This is a genomic window from Cellulosimicrobium cellulans, assembly GCF_006539945.1.
In the GTDB taxonomy this organism is placed as follows: Bacteria; Actinomycetota; Actinomycetes; order Actinomycetales; family Cellulomonadaceae; genus Cellulosimicrobium; species Cellulosimicrobium cellulans.
This window is the reverse complement of sequence record NZ_BJNZ01000012.1, coordinates 71,080-86,842: the sequence shown is the minus strand read 5'-3', so window position 1 is coordinate 86,842 and position 15,763 is coordinate 71,080. Positions and strand designations below refer to the sequence as shown.

Below are 15,763 nucleotides of genomic sequence, written 5' to 3'. Positions count from 1 at the left end.
GTGCGCGCCCCGTCGTTCCTCGCGCGGCTCCGCGGCAGGGGCAGGAGCCTCGCCAGCGCGCGCCTGACCCGCCGCGGCACGGTGGTGCTCGCCGCCGGCGCCGCGCTCGCCGTCCTGGGCGTCACGCTCGGGCTGCCCGACCTCGTCGGGCTCGGGGTCGCGGGGGCGCTCGCCGTCGGCGCCGCCTGGTGCTGGATGGCCGTGCGCCGGATCGACCGCGGCCGTGGCGCCCTGCACGTGACGCGCCGCGTCCAGCCGAACCCCGCCGTGCGCGGGCAGTTCACGACGGCGCGCCTCACGGTCGCGGCCACGCGGGCGACGTCGTCCACGGCCACGACGCTCGCCCGCCTGCGGATCAGCGAGCAGGCGGCGCACGAGCTGTGCGACCAGGGCTCCCTGCGGGCTCAGGTCGCGACGGTGGGCGACCACATCGCGGTCCGCTACCGCCTGCGCCCGCTCCGCCGTGGCCGGTGGCCGCTCGGCCCGCTCCTCACGACGCGGGTCGACCTCTTCGGCCTGGTCAGCGCGACCCAGGAGCTCGGCGACCCCACCGCCGTCGCGGTGTGGCCGCGCACGGTCGAGCTGCCCGTCCGCGGGTCGCGGGCGTTCGGCGAGCACGAGCGCTCCGCGTCGGGTGCTCGGCTCGCGTCGAGCGATGACTCGGTGCTGCGCGACTACGTGGCCGGCGACGACCCGCGGCGCGTGCACTGGGCCAGCGCGGCCCGGCACGGCCAGCTCATGGTCCGCGCGGACGAGAGCGCGGGCCTGCCGCCCGTCAGCGTCCTCCTGGACCGCGGGCTCCTGCCCCACCCGGAGCTCGCCGCGTCGAGCCCACGCGCCCTCGCCGACGGCGAGTGGGCGGTCGAGTGCGCCGCGTCGATCGGCGTCTCCCTCCTCCAGGCCGGGCACCCCGTCCGGCTCGTCCCGACGTCGCTCGCTCCCGTCGTGTCGGGCACGGGCTTCCGCGTCAACCGCTCGGGCGAAGGCCCGGCCGACCTCCTGGACGCCACCGTCGACCTCCACGGGCACCACGTGGTCGCGGACGCCGACCGCTCGGTCGTCGCGACCTCCGAGGCGCTGCGGCGGGACCGGCGTCCGGGCGAGATCACCGTCGCGGTGCTCGGCCCGCTCGGCTCCGTCGCCCGGCACACGGTCGCGGCCATGGCCGGCGACGGCCTGCACCGCGCGCTCGTCGTGAGCGCACGGCCCTGGGCGCCCGAGCACGCCGACGCGCTCGAGACCGTGGCCACCCTGCGGTCCACCGGGTGGCACGTGGCGCTCGTCGACCCGTCGGCGTCCCTGGAGCACGCCTGGACCCTGCTCGTGGAGGGCTCGCGATGACCACGTCCCGACCGGACACCTCGACCCCTGTCGGCTTCCGCGTGCTCGCGACGAGCGGGCTCGTCGCCGTCGCCGTCGTCGCGTCGACGTACGCGCTCGGGAGCGTCATCGGGCCGGGTGGCTGGACCGGCACCGCGGTGCGCACCGTCGCGGTCCTGGCGCTCGTGACCGGGATCTCGCGCTACGCCCTCGAGCGCGGCCACGCGGCACGGGGCGAGGTCCTCGCCCCGCCGGCAGCGCTGCTCCCCTCGCTCGCCGGTCTCGTCGTCGGCCTCTGGGCGCTGCTCGGGCTCTACGGGGGCCCGACCGACCGCTTCTCCCTCCTCATCGGCCTCTCCAACGTCGACCGGGTCCTGTCCCGGCTCTCCACGGCGCGGGACCTCACGCTCGCGGAGGTCGCCCCGATCGACCCGAGCCTGCCGATCGCACTCATGGCTGTCGGGGGCGCGATCGTCGTCTTCCTCGTCGCCGACCTCATGGCGGGCGGGCTCCGCCTGAGCGCCGGGGTCGCGCTGCCGCTCCTCGCCCTGTGGATCCCGGGGCTCGTCATCATGGGCGAGATCCCACCCCTGGCGTTCGTCGTGACCGTGGTCGCGCTCGTCCTGCTCCTCGCGGTCGACAACCCGCACCGCACCGTGCGGCGCGGCGCGTCCGCACGCCGCGCGGAGGACCGTGCGGCCGGCGGCCTGCGGGCCGCCGGCGCGCTCGTCGTGGCGGTCGCCGTCGCGGTCGTCGCCCTGGGTCTCGGTTCGGCGAGCGCCTCGCTCCCCGAGGTCGCGTCCGCGTCGTGGTCGCGCCTGTTCTCCTCGACCGGGCAGACGGTGCGGCTCTCCGACGACCTCGACATGCGGCGCGACCTCGCGGAGCGATCGGGCGAGGTGGTGCTGCGCTACCGGACCGACGCGGACGAGGTCGGCCCGCTCCGCGTGTTCACCCTCACGGGCTTCGACGGCACGAACTGGCGGCGCGGCGCGGACCGCGACGGCACCCCGATCGAGGGCGCGGACCAGCTGCTGTGGCCCACCGATCCGGCCGGCGTCGAGGATCCCACGTCCGTGCGCGTCACGCTCGAGTCGCTGCGGGACACCAAGCTCCCCGTCCCGACCGAGCCCCGCACCGTGGACATCGACGGCGACTGGTCGTACGACGACGTCCGCGACGAGGTGCTCGGGGACCAGCCGACCGGCGCGGGCACCGCGTACGAGCTCGCGGTCTTCTCCCGGCCGCTGGACGCGGCGTCCCTGCGGGGGGCGACCGGCGCGGACCCGGACGACCCCAACTACCTCGACGTGCCGGCGACCGAGCACGAGCAGGACATCCGCGACCTGGCCGCCGCCGTCGTCGACGGGGCTCCGACGCGCTACGACCAGGCGCTCGCCCTGCAGACCTACTTCCGCGACGTCTCGCAGTTCACCTACTCGACCGAGGTACCGCCGGGCGACTCCGGCGACGCGGTCTGGGACTTCCTCCAGGACCGGACGGGATACTGCGTCCAGTTCGCGACCTCGATGACGATGATGGCGCGGACCCTCGGCATCCCCGCACGTCTCGGCGTCGGGTTCCTGCCGGGCGAACGCGTCGACGACTCGAGCTTCCAGGTCACCGGGCGCGACTCCCACGCCTGGCCGGAGCTCTGGTTCCCGGGGCAGGGCTGGGTGCGGTTCGAGCCGACCCCGGCCCAGCAGACGGGCCCGACCCCGCGGTGGGCGACCCCCGTGGCCGTGACGCCGGGGGGCCCGGGAGACCCCGGCAACGTGCCGACGCCGGGCGCGACGACCGCGGCTCCCTCCGCCCCCGCGAGCCCGGTGCCCACCACGCCCGGCACGGGCGGGACGAACGGCGGCGCTCAGGACGACGGCGCACCCTGGCTGCTCGTCGTGGGCGTCGCGCTCCTCGTCGCGATCGCCGTCTGCGGCGCGCTGTGGCTCGCGCTCCGTCGACGGTCCGAGACGCAGAGCCTGCGGGATGCCGAGGACGCGTGGGCCGAGCTCACCGGACGGCTCGGGGCGCTCGAGGTCCGGTGGCCGTCGTCGACGACACCCCGGCAAGTTCCCGCGGCGGTCGTCGCGGCGCTGCAGGCGCGTCGCGGGCAGCACCCGCGGGACGAGGACGTCGCCGAGGCGGTCGCCGGGCTGGCGTCCGCCCTCGAGGCCGAGCGCTACGCCCCGGAGCCGCGGACGGTCGCCCGCCCCGATCGGCTCCAGGAGCTCGTCGACGCGGCGGTCGACGCGATCGAGGAGTCGCTCAGCGACCGTCCTGCTCGCGCCGACGGTCCCAGCGCTCTTCCAGTCGGCTGAGGAACGGCTTGCGGCCCGGCTTGCTCGGCGCGGCAGGGCGGACGGTACCGTCCGCCTCGACGGTCCCCACCGGTCCCTTGCGCGACGAGCGCGGAGACTGGAAGACCAGGACGACGCCCCCGAACATGAGGACGAAGCCGATCACCCCGAGCCAGGTCTGCGAGAGCGCAGCACCCAGCACGAGGAGGAGGAGGCCGCCGACGACGCCGACTCCGGCCAGGACGTAACGCAGCGCCGAACGTCGCCGTGGCGCCTGGAGCGTGTTGGCCAACCGCGGATCGTCCGAGGTGAGCGCGCGCTCCATCTGCTCCAATACCCGCTGCTCGTACTCAGACAGAGGCATGAGCACCCCGTTTCTCCACGTGGTCGTGTGTCACCCTCAGGATAGATCGACATCCGCGGGGGTGGTAGTCGAGCGGGCCCTCGCGGGCCCCATGGCGATGGATCTCACCCCGAACCGCCCTCGGACCGCGTCGACGGCTTCCTCCACCCGACGCCGGGCCGCGCTCGTCTCCTCGACGGCTTCCTCGAGCGTGGGCTGCACGACGGCCTCCGCACGGGGTTCGAGACCCTCGGCGCGGACCCCCACGAGCCGGACGGCGAGGCCCCGCAGGTCGACGCTCGCGACGAGCTCGCGCGCCACGAGGTAGATCTCGCGCGCGACGTCCGTCGGGGCGCCGAGGGTCCGCGCGCGGGTCACGGTGCGGAAGTCGCTCGTCCGGACCTTCACGCTCACAGTGCGCGCGACGAGACCCTGGTGGCGCAGCCGGCCGGCGCACCGGTCGGCGAGCTCCAGCACGCGCGCCTGGACCGCCGCGAGGTCGCGCAGGTCGTGCGCGAACGTCGTCTCGGCACCGATGCTCCGTTCCGACCGCTCCGGCTCGACCGGCCGGGGGTCGCGCCCCCACGCGAGGTCGTGCAGGTGCGCGCCCGCGACCTTGCCGACCGCCGCCTGGAGCGACGCCACGTCCGTGTCGGCGAGCTCGGCGACCGTGCGGATGCCCCACTGCGCGAGCACGCTCTCGGTCCGCTCCCCCACGCCCCACAGCGCGCCGACGGGCAGCGTGCGCAGGAACGGGACGGTGGCGGCCGCCGGCACGAGGAGCACGCCGTCGGGCTTGGCGTGCGTCGAGGCCAGCTTGGCGACGAACTTGTTCGTCGCGATGCCGACCGAGCAGGTGATGCCGTGCTCGGCCCGCACGCGACGCCGGAGCTCGGCCGCGATCCGCGTCGGAGGCCCGAGGCGCCGCCGCGCCCCGCTCACGTCGAGGAAGGCCTCGTCGACGCTCACCTGCTCCACGAGCGCGGTGATCTCGCCGATCGCCGCCATGACCGCGCGGGAGACCTCGTGGTAGCGCGTGTGGTCCGGCGGGACGACGATCGCCTGCGGGCACAGCCGGCGCGCGGTGACCATCGGCATCGCCGAGTGGACGCCGAACGCCCGCGCCTCGTAGGTCGCCGCGAGGACGACGCCTCGTTCCGCGCCGCCGACGAGGACCGGCCTCCCCACGAGCTGGGGTCGCCGGGCGAGCTCGACGGACGCGAAGAACGCGTCCATGTCGACGTGGAGGATGGAGCACCCCTCTTCGTCGTCGCCCCAGTCACGGCGGACGACCGCGCGCGGCCCGCGGCTCATCGCCGCCTCACCGGGCGTCCGACGCGGGCCGCGCCAGGGTCACGACGCCACCGTCCGCAGACCGGGCAGCCGGACGAACCCGGCATCCGGGTCGACGAGCATCGCGACCTCGTCGCGGAAGTCCTCGGCGCACGCCATGAGCTCGTCGGCCCGGCGCGGGTCCACGGCGTCGAACCGGCCCGCGTCGACGGCGGCGCGGACACGCGCCCCGCTCGCGAAGTAGCCGGACCATGCGGCGAGCGACGGCTCGGCTTCCGCGAGCTGGTCCCACACCGAGCGGGCTCGACCGCGACGCACCGGTCGGGCGCGCAGCGCGACGACCGCCGCCGCGGCGCGCAGCGCACCGAGATGGGCGTGCACGAACCGCTCGCCCGCGTCCTGCGCGAGAGCCGCCGCGACGAGCTCCGCGTCAGCGCGGTCCAGCAGCCGACGGACCTCGGCGGGGACGGCGGCCGCCCCCCTCGCGCCTGCTTCGTTCGACATCGCGCACCTCCTCCTCCACTATCGAACACCTGTTCGATCCTGTCAACGTCGGGCGTCCTCCAGCCCGTACGGTGAGCACATGGCTCGACGCACCTCCCGACGCTCCTCAGGGTCCTCCGCGCCACCCACACCGCCCCGGCGCCGGGGCAGCGGGGGCCGCGGCGCCGCGGCCGGGCCGGAGCTCCCGACCGGGCCCGTGCCGACGTCGACCGGAACCGCGCACGTCGAGCGCGACCTGGACCACCCGTCGGCCGTCACGCTCTACGTCAACGGCGTCCCGAGCTCGTACCTCGACCTCGACGACCCCGGGATGCTCGCGTTCGAGTACATGCAGCAGATGGCGGCCGTCGTGGACGAGCTCGGCCCAACGCCCCTGCGCGCGCTGCACCTCGGCGCGGCGGGGTGCAGCCTGCCCCGCTGGGTCGAGCACACCCGGCCGGGCTCGACCCAGCTCGGGGTCGACCTCGACGCCCGTCTGCTCGAGCTGGTGCGCACGTGGTTCGACCTGCCGCGGGCACCGCGCCTCCGGCTGCGCCCCGACGACGCGCGGCACGCGGTGGCGAGCCTGCCCGACGCCTCGTACGACGTCGTCGTGCGCGACGTGTTCGACGGCGACCGCACGCCCGACCACCTCACGACCGTCGGCATGGCGGCCGAGGTGCACCGCGTCCTGCGCCCGGGCGGCGTCTACCTGGTCAACTGCGCCGACCGTCCGCCGCTCACGACGGCGCGCCGCGAGGCCGCGACGCTCGCGGCCGCGTTCGGGGAGACGTCCGCCGCACAGGACCGGGTCGCGGCGATCGCGGAGCCGGCGCAGCTCAAGGGCCGGCGCTACGGCAACGTCGTGCTGGCCGCGGTCCGTGCCGGGTCGGGTGCGCCGAGCCTGTCGGGCACGACGCTGGCGCGTGCGGTCCGCTCGCTCGCCGTCCCCGCGCGCGTCGTCACGGGCGACGAGCTCCGCGCGTTCGTCGGCACCGCGCCGGTGCTCGACGATCCCGAGGAGGTGCCGACCGGCGGCACCGCGGCGGTCGGCTCCTGAGACGCGACAGGAGCCGCGCCCGAGGGGGCGCGGCTCCTGCACTGCTGCGGCGACCGGGAGGCCCGGCCGCCAGACGTCGTGGACGTCAGAGCGGACGAACCTTCTCCGCCTGCGGACCCTTCGGCCCCTGGGTGATCTCGAACTCGACCCGCTGCGCCTCGTCGAGCGTGCGGTACCCGTTCGACTCGATCGCCGAGTAGTGCACGAAGACGTCGGCACCGCCGCCGTCCTGCGCGATGAAGCCGTAGCCCTTCTCGGCGTTGAACCACTTCACAGAACCCTGCGCCATGCTCTTCCTCTGACCTTCTGTCCATCCGGGGACATCAGCGAGCGGACCCTTCGTCCACCCCCGTGCGCCGCAATGCCATGTCCCACGTCCTTCGCCGGCGCCCCGGCCGTGTGCGGCCGGCAGGCCCGACGCCGGACCACCCCGCCGGGCGGACCCACGTACCGGCCCTGCACCGGGTCGTGCGCAAGTACGTCACTGCAACGGGTGACAGTGTGGCACGGACCACGTCCGGTCCGCCACGGAACTCGCCACCTCTCGTGATGATTTTTCGGCACATTCCACCCCGGTCCGCGGACCGGGGCGAGCCGGGTCGGCGGGGCTCAGTCGCCCGACTGCTGGGCGAGGAAGCGCTCGAACTCGGCGCCGAGCTCGTCGGCCGTCGGGATCGGCGCGGACTCCGCGAGCAGGCTCGTGCGCCCCACGGATCGCGCGAACGCGTCGTACTGCTCCTCGAGGGCGCGGACCACCGCGGCGACCTCCTCGGAGTCGCGCACCTGGCGCTCGACCTCGGTCTTCGCCTCCTGCACCGCCTCGGCGAGCCCGCTCGTCGCGAGGTCCAGACCGGTGACGCGCTGCACGTGCTCGAGCGCGACCACCGCCGCCGGCGGGTACGACGACTGCGCCAGGTAGTGCGGCACGTGCACGGTGACGCCGAGCGCGTCGTGCTCCGCCCGGCCGAGCCGCAGCTCCAGCAGGGCCGCCAGGCTGGCCGGGACCTTCACCGTCCCGAACCACGACGTGTGGTCCCCCAGCAGCTCCGGCCGCGTCGCGTGGGCGGTGACCGACAGGGGCCGCGTGTGCGGGATGCCCATCGGGATGCCGTGGAAGCCGACCGTGAGCGACACGCCCAGGCGCTCGACGACGTCGCGCACCGCGGCGACCACGCGCTCCCACTGCACGTCGGGCTCGGCGCCGTGCAGCAGCAGGAACCCCGTCCCCTCGGCGTCGCGCACGTGGTCGATCACCAGGTGCGGCTCGTCGTAGTCGGACCACCGGTCCGTGCTGAAGGTCATCGTGGCGCGCTTGGAGCGGTAGTCGAGGAGCTGGTCGACGTCGAACGTCACCACACGGGTGACCTCGCCGATCCCCAGCAGGTGGTCGACCGCGACCTCGCCCGCGCTGCCCGCGTCGACGAACCCCGCGACCGCGTGCAGCAGCACGGGCCCCGCGCCCGGCTCGGGCGGCGTGGGCCACAGGCGTGCGACGGCCTGCTCGTCGAGCTCGTAGATCCCGCGAGGGTCCAGCATGCATCCTCCTCGTGACGTCCTTCGCCCGTGCGCTGCCGACGGCGCGCGACGGGCCTGACGAGGACAACACGGCTCGTGCCGCGGTTCTTCCCGACCAGGCGAGACCGGCTCGGGCCCGCGGCGGGTCCCTGACGGGCCCCCGGACCGGCCCGCGCCCGGGTCAGCGACCGGGTAGCCGCACCACGGAGACGAAGAAGTCGTCGATCTGACGCACCACGTCGATGAAGCGGTCGAAGTCGACCGGCTTGGTGACGTAGGCGTTGGCGTGCAGCGAGTAGCTGCGCACCACGTCCTCCTCGGCCTCCGACGTCGTCAGCACGACGACCGGGATCTTGCGCAGCGCCTCGTCCGCCTTGAGCTCGGCGAGGACCTCGCGCCCGTCCATCCGCGGCAGGTTGAGGTCGAGCAGGATCAGGTCCGGCGTCGGGGCGCCCTCGTGCTCGCCCTCCTTGCGCAGGAACCGGAGCGCGCTCACCCCGTCGGCGACCACCGAGAGGCGGTTGGTGACCTTGTGGTCCTCGAACGCCTCGCGCGTCATGAGCACGTCGCCGGGGTCGTCCTCCACCAGGAGGACGTCGATCGGCTTGCTGCCGTGGCTCATGCGGGGCTCTCCTCGTCGTCGTCGCGCGCGGGCAGGGTTCGCTCGGGGATCACTGCTCCGCGCCGTCGTGGTCGGAGCGAGCGTAGCCGACCTGCGCGTGCACGTACGCGTGGGCGAGCGTGAAGCGGATCGTCGTCCCGCCCTCCCGCGGCTCGATCCAGATCCGGCCGCCGTGGTACTCGACGATGCGCTTGCACAGCGCGAGGCCGATGCCGGTGCCCTCGTACACGTCCTTGGCGTGCAGGCGCTGGAAGATGACGAACACGCGCTCGGCGTACTGCGGGTCGATCCCGATCCCGTTGTCCTCGACCGAGAACTCCCAGTGCGTGTCCCGTGCGAGCACGCCCACGTGCACCGCGGGCGTCCGGTCGGGGTCGCGGAACTTGAGCGCGTTGCCGAGGAGGTTCGCCAGGAGCTGGTGCAGGAGCGCCCGCTCGCCGACGACGACGGGCATCGGGTCGTGCGTGATGCTCGCCCCGGTCTCCGCGATCTTCTCGGACAGGTCCTCGAGCACGCCCTCGAGCTCCCTCTCGAGGTCCACGTCGACGCGCTCGTTGCCCGTGCGGCCGACCCGCGAGAAGCCGAGCAGGTCCTGGATGAGCCGCTGCATGCGCTTGGCGCCGTCGACCGCGAAGTCGATGTACTGGTCCGCGCGGTCGTCGAGCTCGCCGCCGTACCGCTTCTTGAGGAGCTGCGTGAAGCTCGCGACCTTGCGCAGCGGCTCCTGGAGGTCGTGGGACGCGACGTAGGCGAACTGCTCGAGGTCGCGGTTGGACCGCTCGAGCTCGCTCGCCTGCTCCGCGAGGAGCTCGTGCGAGCGGGCGGCGTCCTCGTGCGACGCCTTGATCTCGGCGACCTGGTTCACGAGCTCGACACGCATGTGCTCGACGTCCTGGGCGAGGTCCGCGATCTCCGCCGGGCCGGAGGTCACGACCGGCTCGTCGAGGCTCCCGGAGCTCACGAGCCGCACACGGTGCGCGAGCCCGGCCATCGGCTCGGTGACCCACCGCTTGAGGCACACCCAGAGGATGATCCCGACCGCGAGCGCCGAGCCGACGAGGACGAGGACGCTCCCGAAGAGGGCCCTGCTCCAGCGGTCGAGCGTGTCGAGCCGCTCGAGGCGCTCGGCGCGGATCGCGTCGACGTACCGCGCGGTGTCGGCCCGTGCGGCGCCGAACAGCTCCGCCCCGTGCGCCTGGTCCACGGCGCGCACCCGTCCCGGGCCGTCGTCCTCGGTGGTCGCGATCGCGGGCTCGGCGTACTCGGTGACCCAGGCGCGCACCGACGCGTCGGCCTGCGCGAGCGTCGCCGCCTGCTCCTCGTCCAGCCCGAGCAGGTCCACGAGCGCGGGGTCGGGGACGACTCCCTCGGCGTCCGTCCCGACCGCCCGGGTGTAGGCCTCGAGCGCCGTGTCGTCCCCGGTCGCGACGTACGCCCGCACCGCCACCTCGGCGTCGAGCAGGCCCACGTACGCGGCGTCCGCCTCGGTCACCGCGTCGAAGAACGGCCCGGTGACCTCACCCTGGGTGGTCAGCACGCGCGAGAGGGCGATGGCCGACGTCGCGAGCACGCCGAGCAGGATCACGCCCGCGACGACGAGCGCCCACCCGAGCCGGCGGCGCAGGGTGGGGGCGCGCCGCCGCCCGGCGTGCGCCGTGCCGGTCGTCTCGCTCACCGTGCTGGTCACCGGGCCCTCACCGGGCCCACTCGGCCGAGTCCGCGAGGGTCGCCGTGCGCTCGCCGGGGGTGCCCTCGTCCCCGCCCCAACCGAGCACGAGGAGCGCGGCGTCGTCCGCCAGCGGGCCGCCGTGCAGGTCGCGCACGCGGCGGAAGACGCGCTCCACGACCCCCTCGACGCCCTGCTCGAGCGCGCGGTCGACGGCGCGGCGGAGGCCGTCGACGCCGACACGCTCGGGGCGGGCCTGCGGTCCCGCCGAGACCCCCGGCCCCGCGACCGTCGCCTCGACGAGCCCGTCCGTGTAGAGCATGAGCGCCCAGCGCTCCCCGAGCTCGACGGACTGCGACGTCCACCCTCCCTGGACGGGGATCCCGAGAGCGCGGCCGCGGGCCGTGGGCGTGATCTCGGTCGCGGTGTCGCGCAGCAGGAGCGGCGCGAGGTGCCCCGCGAGGTAGACCTCGGCGCGCCGGCGGTCTGCGGAGACCACGACCTGGCAGAGGGTGACGAAGACCTCGGGGCGGGCCCGCTCGGGCACGAGGACGCGCTCCAGGAGCGGGAGGATGCCCTCCGGCTGGGTGTCGGAGAGCACGATGGTGCGCCAGGCCGTGCGCAGCGTCGCGCCCAGCGCGGCCTCGTCGGGACCGTGGCCCGCGACGTCGCCGATGACGCACAGCACGGTCCCGTCAGGGCGCTCGACCGCGTCGAAGAAGTCGCCGCCCAGGAGCCCGTTGCCGCCGGGGACGTAGCCCACCATGACGTCGAGCCGGTCGTCCTGGACGAGCGGCGTGGGCAGGAGCGCGCGCTCGAGCCGAGCGGTCTCGGCCGCCCGCACCTCGCTGCGGTACAGCGCTCGCTGCTGCTCGACGGACATGCGCCGCTGCACGGCGTAGCGCACCGACCGGCCCAGGAGGTCGCCGTCGACCTCGCCCTTCACCAGGTAGTCGTCGGCGCCCGCCGCGACGGCCTGGACGCCGAGGTCGATGCCCGAGTGCCCGGTCAGGACCACCAGGGCGGGCGGGTGGGTGCCGGTCCGCACCCGCTCGACCGCCGACAGCCCGACGGAGTCGGGCAGCCCGAGGTCCAGCAGGACGCAGTCGACGGGCCGCGAGACGAGCATCTCGAGCGCGGCGTCGAGCGTCGTCGCACGGTGGAGCTCGACCGTGAGGTTCCCGTCGGAGAGCAGCTCCTCGACGAGGATCGCGTCCCCGTCGTCGTCCTCGACGAGGAGGATGCGCAGCTCGTCCGTGGGGGCGAGGACCGCGCGCTCGGACAGCACCTGGTCACGCGCGCCGGCGTCGTCGCCCCGCGCCGAGGGCCGCGCGGGGACCTGACGGTCGGACCCGGTCACGACGCCCGCTCCCCTCTGGTCGCCATGGCCCACGATCCTAGCGTCAGCCGCGCGTCGGGGCCGGTCACGGGTGCGGGACGCGCCGAGGACAGGTCCGGGGCCGGACGCGGGTGGGCCATAATGGACGGCCGTGTCACGGGCGGGTGCTCGGGCGCGACGCCCGGTCGAGGGAAGGGACAGCGTGGGACGCATCGACGAGCTCCGGCTCGAGCAGGAGGTCGTGGACACCCTCTACGCGCGCCTCGACGAGCTGCGTGCCGCCGCCCGCGCGCGGCTCGACGGCGTCCGTCGGTCCGGACCGTCCGGCTCGCCGCAGAACCGGAGCGAGCGCGACGCGTTCGCGACGCTGTACGAGGACCGCGTCGCACAGCTCGACGCGGTCGAGGACCGGCTCGCGTTCGGCCGGCTCGACCTCGACGACGGCACGCGCCGCTACGTCGGGCGCATCGGCCTGACCGACGCCGAGCACACCAGCCTGCTCACCGACTGGCGCGCGCCCGCGGCGCAGTCCTTCTACCGCGCGACGGCGGCCCACCCCGACGGCGTCGTCCGGCGGCGGCACCTGGTGACGCGCGGGCGGGACGTGACGGGCCTGGAGGACGAGCTCCTGGACCTGGACGCGCCCGAGGCCGTGACCGGGACGACGCTCTCGGGCGAGGGCGCGCTCCTCGCCGCGATGGCGGCGGGCCGCACCGGGCGCATGGGCGACATCGTCGCGACGATCCAGTCCGAGCAGGACACGATCATCCGGTCCGGGCTGGCGGGCGCGCTCGTCGTCCAGGGCGGCCCGGGCACGGGCAAGACGGCGGTCGCCCTGCACCGCGCCGCGTACCTCCTCTACGCGCACCGGAGGGTGCTGGAGCGCTCGGGCGTCCTCCTCGTCGGCCCGAGCCACTCGTTCCTGCGCTACATCGACCAGGTGCTGCCGTCGCTCGGCGAGACGGGGGTCGTCAGCACGACGATCGCCGACCTCCTCCCCGGCGTCGTCGCCGACGGCGCGGAGGACCCCCGCGTCGCCCGCGTCAAGGGCCGGGCCGTCATGGCCCGGGCGGTGCGACGCGCGGTGCGCGCGCGCGAGCGCGTACCGGCGGCGGACGTCCCGGTGCGCCTCGACGGCCACGATCTGCTGATCCGGCGCCGCGACGTCCGCGACGCGATCGCGAAGGCCCGGCGCACGCACAAGCCGCACAACCTCGCGCGCGTGACCTTCGTCCGCGAGATGCTCTCGCGGCTCGTCGACCAGTACGGCCGCCGGCTCGGCGAGCCGCTCGTCGGCGAGGACCGCGCGCTCGCCCTCGAGGACCTGCGCTCCCACCGCGACGTGCGCGTCGCGCTCAACCTCGCGTGGCTGCCCCTCACGCCGGAGCGCTTGATCGAGGACCTGTGGACCAAGCCGCACCGGCTCGCCGAGGCGGCGCCCGAGCTCTCGCCGGCCGACCGCCGCCTCCTGGAGCGGCCGAAGGGCTCACCGTGGACGCCGGCGGACGTCCCGCTCCTCGACGAGGCCGCCGAGCTGCTCGGCGAGGACGACCAGGCGGAACGGGCCGAGGCCGCCGCGCGGGCGGCGCAGCGCGCGCAGGACCTGGAGTACGCGCGGCAGGTGCTCGAGTCGTCGGGCGCCGGCGGCGGGATCGTCGGCGCGGACGTGCTGGCCGAGCGCTTCTCGGCGAGCGGCCCGCGCCTCACGACGGCCGAGCGCGCCGCGCAGGACCGCACGTGGACGTACGGGCACGTCGTGGTCGACGAGGCGCAGGAGCTCTCGGCGATGGCGTGGCGCATGCTCGTGCGCCGGTGCCCGACGCGCTCGTTCACCGTCGTCGGCGACGTCGCGCAGACGTCGTCGCTCGCGGGCGCGCGCTCGTGGAAGGGCATGCTCGACCCGGTGTTCCGCGACGCGTGGCGCCTGGCGGAGCTGACCGTCAACTACCGCACCCCGGCCTCCGTGGCCGACACCGCACGGCGCGCCGCCCTGGCCGCCGGGCTGCCCGTCTCGCCGCTGACGTCCGCGCGTGACGTGGAGGACGCGCTGCGCGTCGTCGAGGCGGCGCCCGCCGACCTCGCCGCCCGGGTCCGGGCCGAGGCCGACGCCGCCCGCGCGGAGTTCGTCGCCGCCGAGTCGGGGCGTGTCGCCGTCGTCGCCGCCGCGCCGGCCGTCGCGGACCTGCGCGTCGCTCTCGGCCTCGAGGACGCCGGTCCGGACGCCCCGGTCGCGGTGCTCGACCCGGTCCAGGTGAAGGGGCTGGAGTTCGACGCCGTCGTGCTCGTGGAGCCCTCCGACGTCGCGACCGGCCCGTCCGGCGCGTCGGACCTCTACGTCGCCATGACCCGTCCGACCCAGCGCCTCGTCGTCGTGCACGCGCGCGCCCTCCCCGCGGGCGTCGCCGGCACCGGGCCGGGCGCCGACACGCGAGCGAGCGCCCGGGCGCGCACGGACGCGGACGGCGGTGCGCGCGTCGCCCCGTGACGCGGCGGGCCCGGGCCGTGCGGGTCGGCCGTTCACCTCGTCCCGAAGGTCAAGACCCGTTTGGTCCGGACCGCGGACCGGGCGCACCATGGGAGCGTGCTACGCGCCCTCCTCCTTGAAAACCTGCACCCTCTCGCTGCCTCGAACCTCGAGGCGGCGGGCATCGACGTCACCGTCCGCACCGGCGCCCTCGACGAGTCCGAGCTGATCGAGGCCCTCGACGGGGTCCACCTGCTCGGCATCCGGTCCAAGACGAACGTCACCGCGAACGTGCTCGAGAACGCCCCCGACCTGGTGGCGCTCGGCGCGTTCTGCATCGGCACGAACCAGATCGACCTGCGCTCCGCCGCGACGCAGGGCGTCGCCGTGTTCAACGCCCCGTTCCAGAACACGCGCTCCGTGGTCGAGCTCGCGCTCGCCGAGATCATCGCGCTCACGCGCCGCCTCACCGAGCGCGACCGCGCGCTGCACGAGGGCCGTTGGGACAAGTCGGCGGAGGGCGCGCACGAGGTCCGCGGCCGCACGCTCGGCATCGTGGGCTACGGCAACATCGGGACGCAGCTCTCGGTCGTGGCGGAGAACCTCGGCATGTCCGTGGTCTTCTACGACACGGCGGAGAAGCTCGCGCTCGGCAACGCGCGCCGCATGGACACGCTCGACGAGCTGCTCGAGCAGGCGGACGTCGTCACGCTGCACGTCGACGGCCGCCAGGGCAACGCCGGGCTGTTCGGCGCCAAGCAGTTCGCCCGCATGCGTCAGGGCTCGATCTTCCTCAACCTGTCGCGCGGGTTCGTCGTGGACTACGGCGCCCTGCGCGAGGCGATCGTGGAGGGTCGCGTGGCCGGTGCGGCGGTCGACGTCTTCCCGCACGAGCCCAAGCGCAAGGGCGACGCGTTCGACTCCGAGCTCCGCGGCTTGCCGAACGTCATCCTCACCCCGCACATCGGCGGGTCCACCGAGGAGGCGCAGGAGGCGATCGGCCAGTTCGTGTCGGCCAAGCTGCGCGACTACCTCACGACGGGCTCGACGACGCTCAGCGTCAACGTGCCGAACCTCGCGCTCGAGCAGACCACCGGGATCACGCGCATCACGCACCTGCACCGGAACACGCCGGGCGTCCTCGCGGCCGTCAACGCGACGCTCGCGGAGCACGGCACGAACATCGAGGGCCAGCTGCTCGCCACCCGTGGCGAGATCGGCTACGTCGTCACCGACGTCGGCTCGCGCGTCGAGCCCGCCGTCATCGACGCGCTGGCCGCGATGGAGCAGACGATCGCCCTGCGCATCCTGGACTGACGCCCACCGCGGGCGATCTCGCCGCGTGCGCCGGTCGCCCGGCG

At 75.0% G+C, this 15,763-nt stretch carries 13 protein-coding genes; 5 read left to right on the top strand and 8 right to left on the bottom strand.

The window, feature by feature from the left end; genetic code table 11:
• Together CCE02nite_RS11000 and CCE02nite_RS10995 are read left to right on the top strand one after the other, a co-directional pair.
• The gene (locus CCE02nite_RS11000) at positions 1 to 1,341 is read left to right on the top strand and encodes a DUF58 domain-containing protein (RefSeq protein WP_141389682.1); all 1,341 of its coding nucleotides are present in this window, start codon (positions 1 to 3) and stop codon (positions 1,339 to 1,341) included.
• Entirely contained in the window at positions 1,338 to 3,638 is a 2,301-nt protein-coding gene (locus CCE02nite_RS10995; RefSeq protein WP_141389681.1) for a transglutaminase TgpA family protein, read from the top strand. Before CCE02nite_RS11000 ends, CCE02nite_RS10995 begins: the two co-directional genes overlap by 4 nt.
• Here the strand turns inward: CCE02nite_RS10995 and CCE02nite_RS10990 are convergent.
• The 3 genes from CCE02nite_RS10990 to CCE02nite_RS10980 are packed head-to-tail and all read right to left on the bottom strand — an operon-like array spanning position 3,586 to position 5,757.
• Positions 3,586 to 3,981, bottom strand: coding sequence for an SCO2097 family morphological protein (locus tag CCE02nite_RS10990; RefSeq protein WP_141389680.1), 396 nt, complete (start codon positions 3,979 to 3,981; stop codon positions 3,586 to 3,588). The genes CCE02nite_RS10995 and CCE02nite_RS10990 overlap by 53 nt on opposite strands.
• Before the next feature lie 36 nt (positions 3,982 to 4,017).
• Positions 4,018 to 5,274 (bottom strand): DNA polymerase IV, encoded by a 1,257-nt coding sequence (locus CCE02nite_RS10985; RefSeq protein WP_141389679.1) that lies wholly within the window; start codon positions 5,272 to 5,274, stop codon positions 4,018 to 4,020.
• 39 nt (positions 5,275 to 5,313) lie between these two features.
• A complete protein-coding gene (locus tag CCE02nite_RS10980) occupies positions 5,314 to 5,757 on the bottom strand; it encodes an SAV_6107 family HEPN domain-containing protein (RefSeq protein WP_141389678.1) in 444 nt (147 codons plus the stop codon).
• A 79-nt stretch (positions 5,758 to 5,836) separates the two neighbouring features.
• Here CCE02nite_RS10980 and CCE02nite_RS10975 point away from each other — a divergent pair, with 79 nt between their 5' ends.
• Positions 5,837 to 6,796: a spermidine synthase gene (locus CCE02nite_RS10975; RefSeq protein WP_141389677.1), complete on the top strand. Its 960-nt coding sequence runs from the start codon at positions 5,837 to 5,839 to the stop codon at positions 6,794 to 6,796.
• 85 nt (positions 6,797 to 6,881) lie between these two features.
• Here CCE02nite_RS10975 and CCE02nite_RS10970 read toward each other — a convergent pair whose 3' ends face one another.
• The 5 genes from CCE02nite_RS10970 to CCE02nite_RS10950 all read right to left on the bottom strand — a co-directional run bounded on the left by CCE02nite_RS10970 (position 6,882) and on the right by CCE02nite_RS10950 (position 11,959).
• On the bottom strand, positions 6,882 to 7,085 hold the full coding sequence (locus CCE02nite_RS10970) for a cold-shock protein (RefSeq protein ID WP_034655075.1): 204 nt from the start codon (positions 7,083 to 7,085) through the stop codon (positions 6,882 to 6,884).
• Between the two features lie 320 nt (positions 7,086 to 7,405).
• Positions 7,406 to 8,332 (bottom strand): proteasome assembly chaperone family protein, encoded by a 927-nt coding sequence (locus tag CCE02nite_RS10965; protein WP_141389676.1) that lies wholly within the window; start codon positions 8,330 to 8,332, stop codon positions 7,406 to 7,408.
• 160 nt (positions 8,333 to 8,492) lie between these two features.
• Entirely contained in the window at positions 8,493 to 8,933 is a 441-nt protein-coding gene (locus CCE02nite_RS10960; RefSeq protein WP_141389675.1) for a response regulator, read from the bottom strand.
• Positions 8,934 to 8,982: 49 nt separating this feature from the next.
• The gene (locus tag CCE02nite_RS10955; protein ID WP_141389674.1) at positions 8,983 to 10,608 is read right to left on the bottom strand and encodes a sensor histidine kinase; all 1,626 of its coding nucleotides are present in this window, start codon (positions 10,606 to 10,608) and stop codon (positions 8,983 to 8,985) included.
• Between the two features lie 19 nt (positions 10,609 to 10,627).
• A complete protein-coding gene (locus CCE02nite_RS10950) occupies positions 10,628 to 11,959 on the bottom strand; it encodes a PP2C family protein-serine/threonine phosphatase (RefSeq protein ID WP_308463693.1) in 1,332 nt (443 codons plus the stop codon).
• A 181-nt stretch (positions 11,960 to 12,140) separates the two neighbouring features.
• Between CCE02nite_RS10950 and CCE02nite_RS10945 the strand changes: the two genes are divergently transcribed.
• Both CCE02nite_RS10945 and serA read left to right on the top strand, forming a co-directional pair.
• Positions 12,141 to 14,423 (top strand): HelD family protein, encoded by a 2,283-nt coding sequence (locus CCE02nite_RS10945; RefSeq protein WP_141389673.1) that lies wholly within the window; start codon positions 12,141 to 12,143, stop codon positions 14,421 to 14,423.
• Positions 14,424 to 14,519: 96 nt separating this feature from the next.
• Positions 14,520 to 15,719, top strand: coding sequence for a phosphoglycerate dehydrogenase (serA, locus tag CCE02nite_RS10940; RefSeq protein WP_141389672.1), 1,200 nt, complete (start codon positions 14,520 to 14,522; stop codon positions 15,717 to 15,719).
• Positions 15,720 to 15,763: the final 44 nt, after the last annotated feature.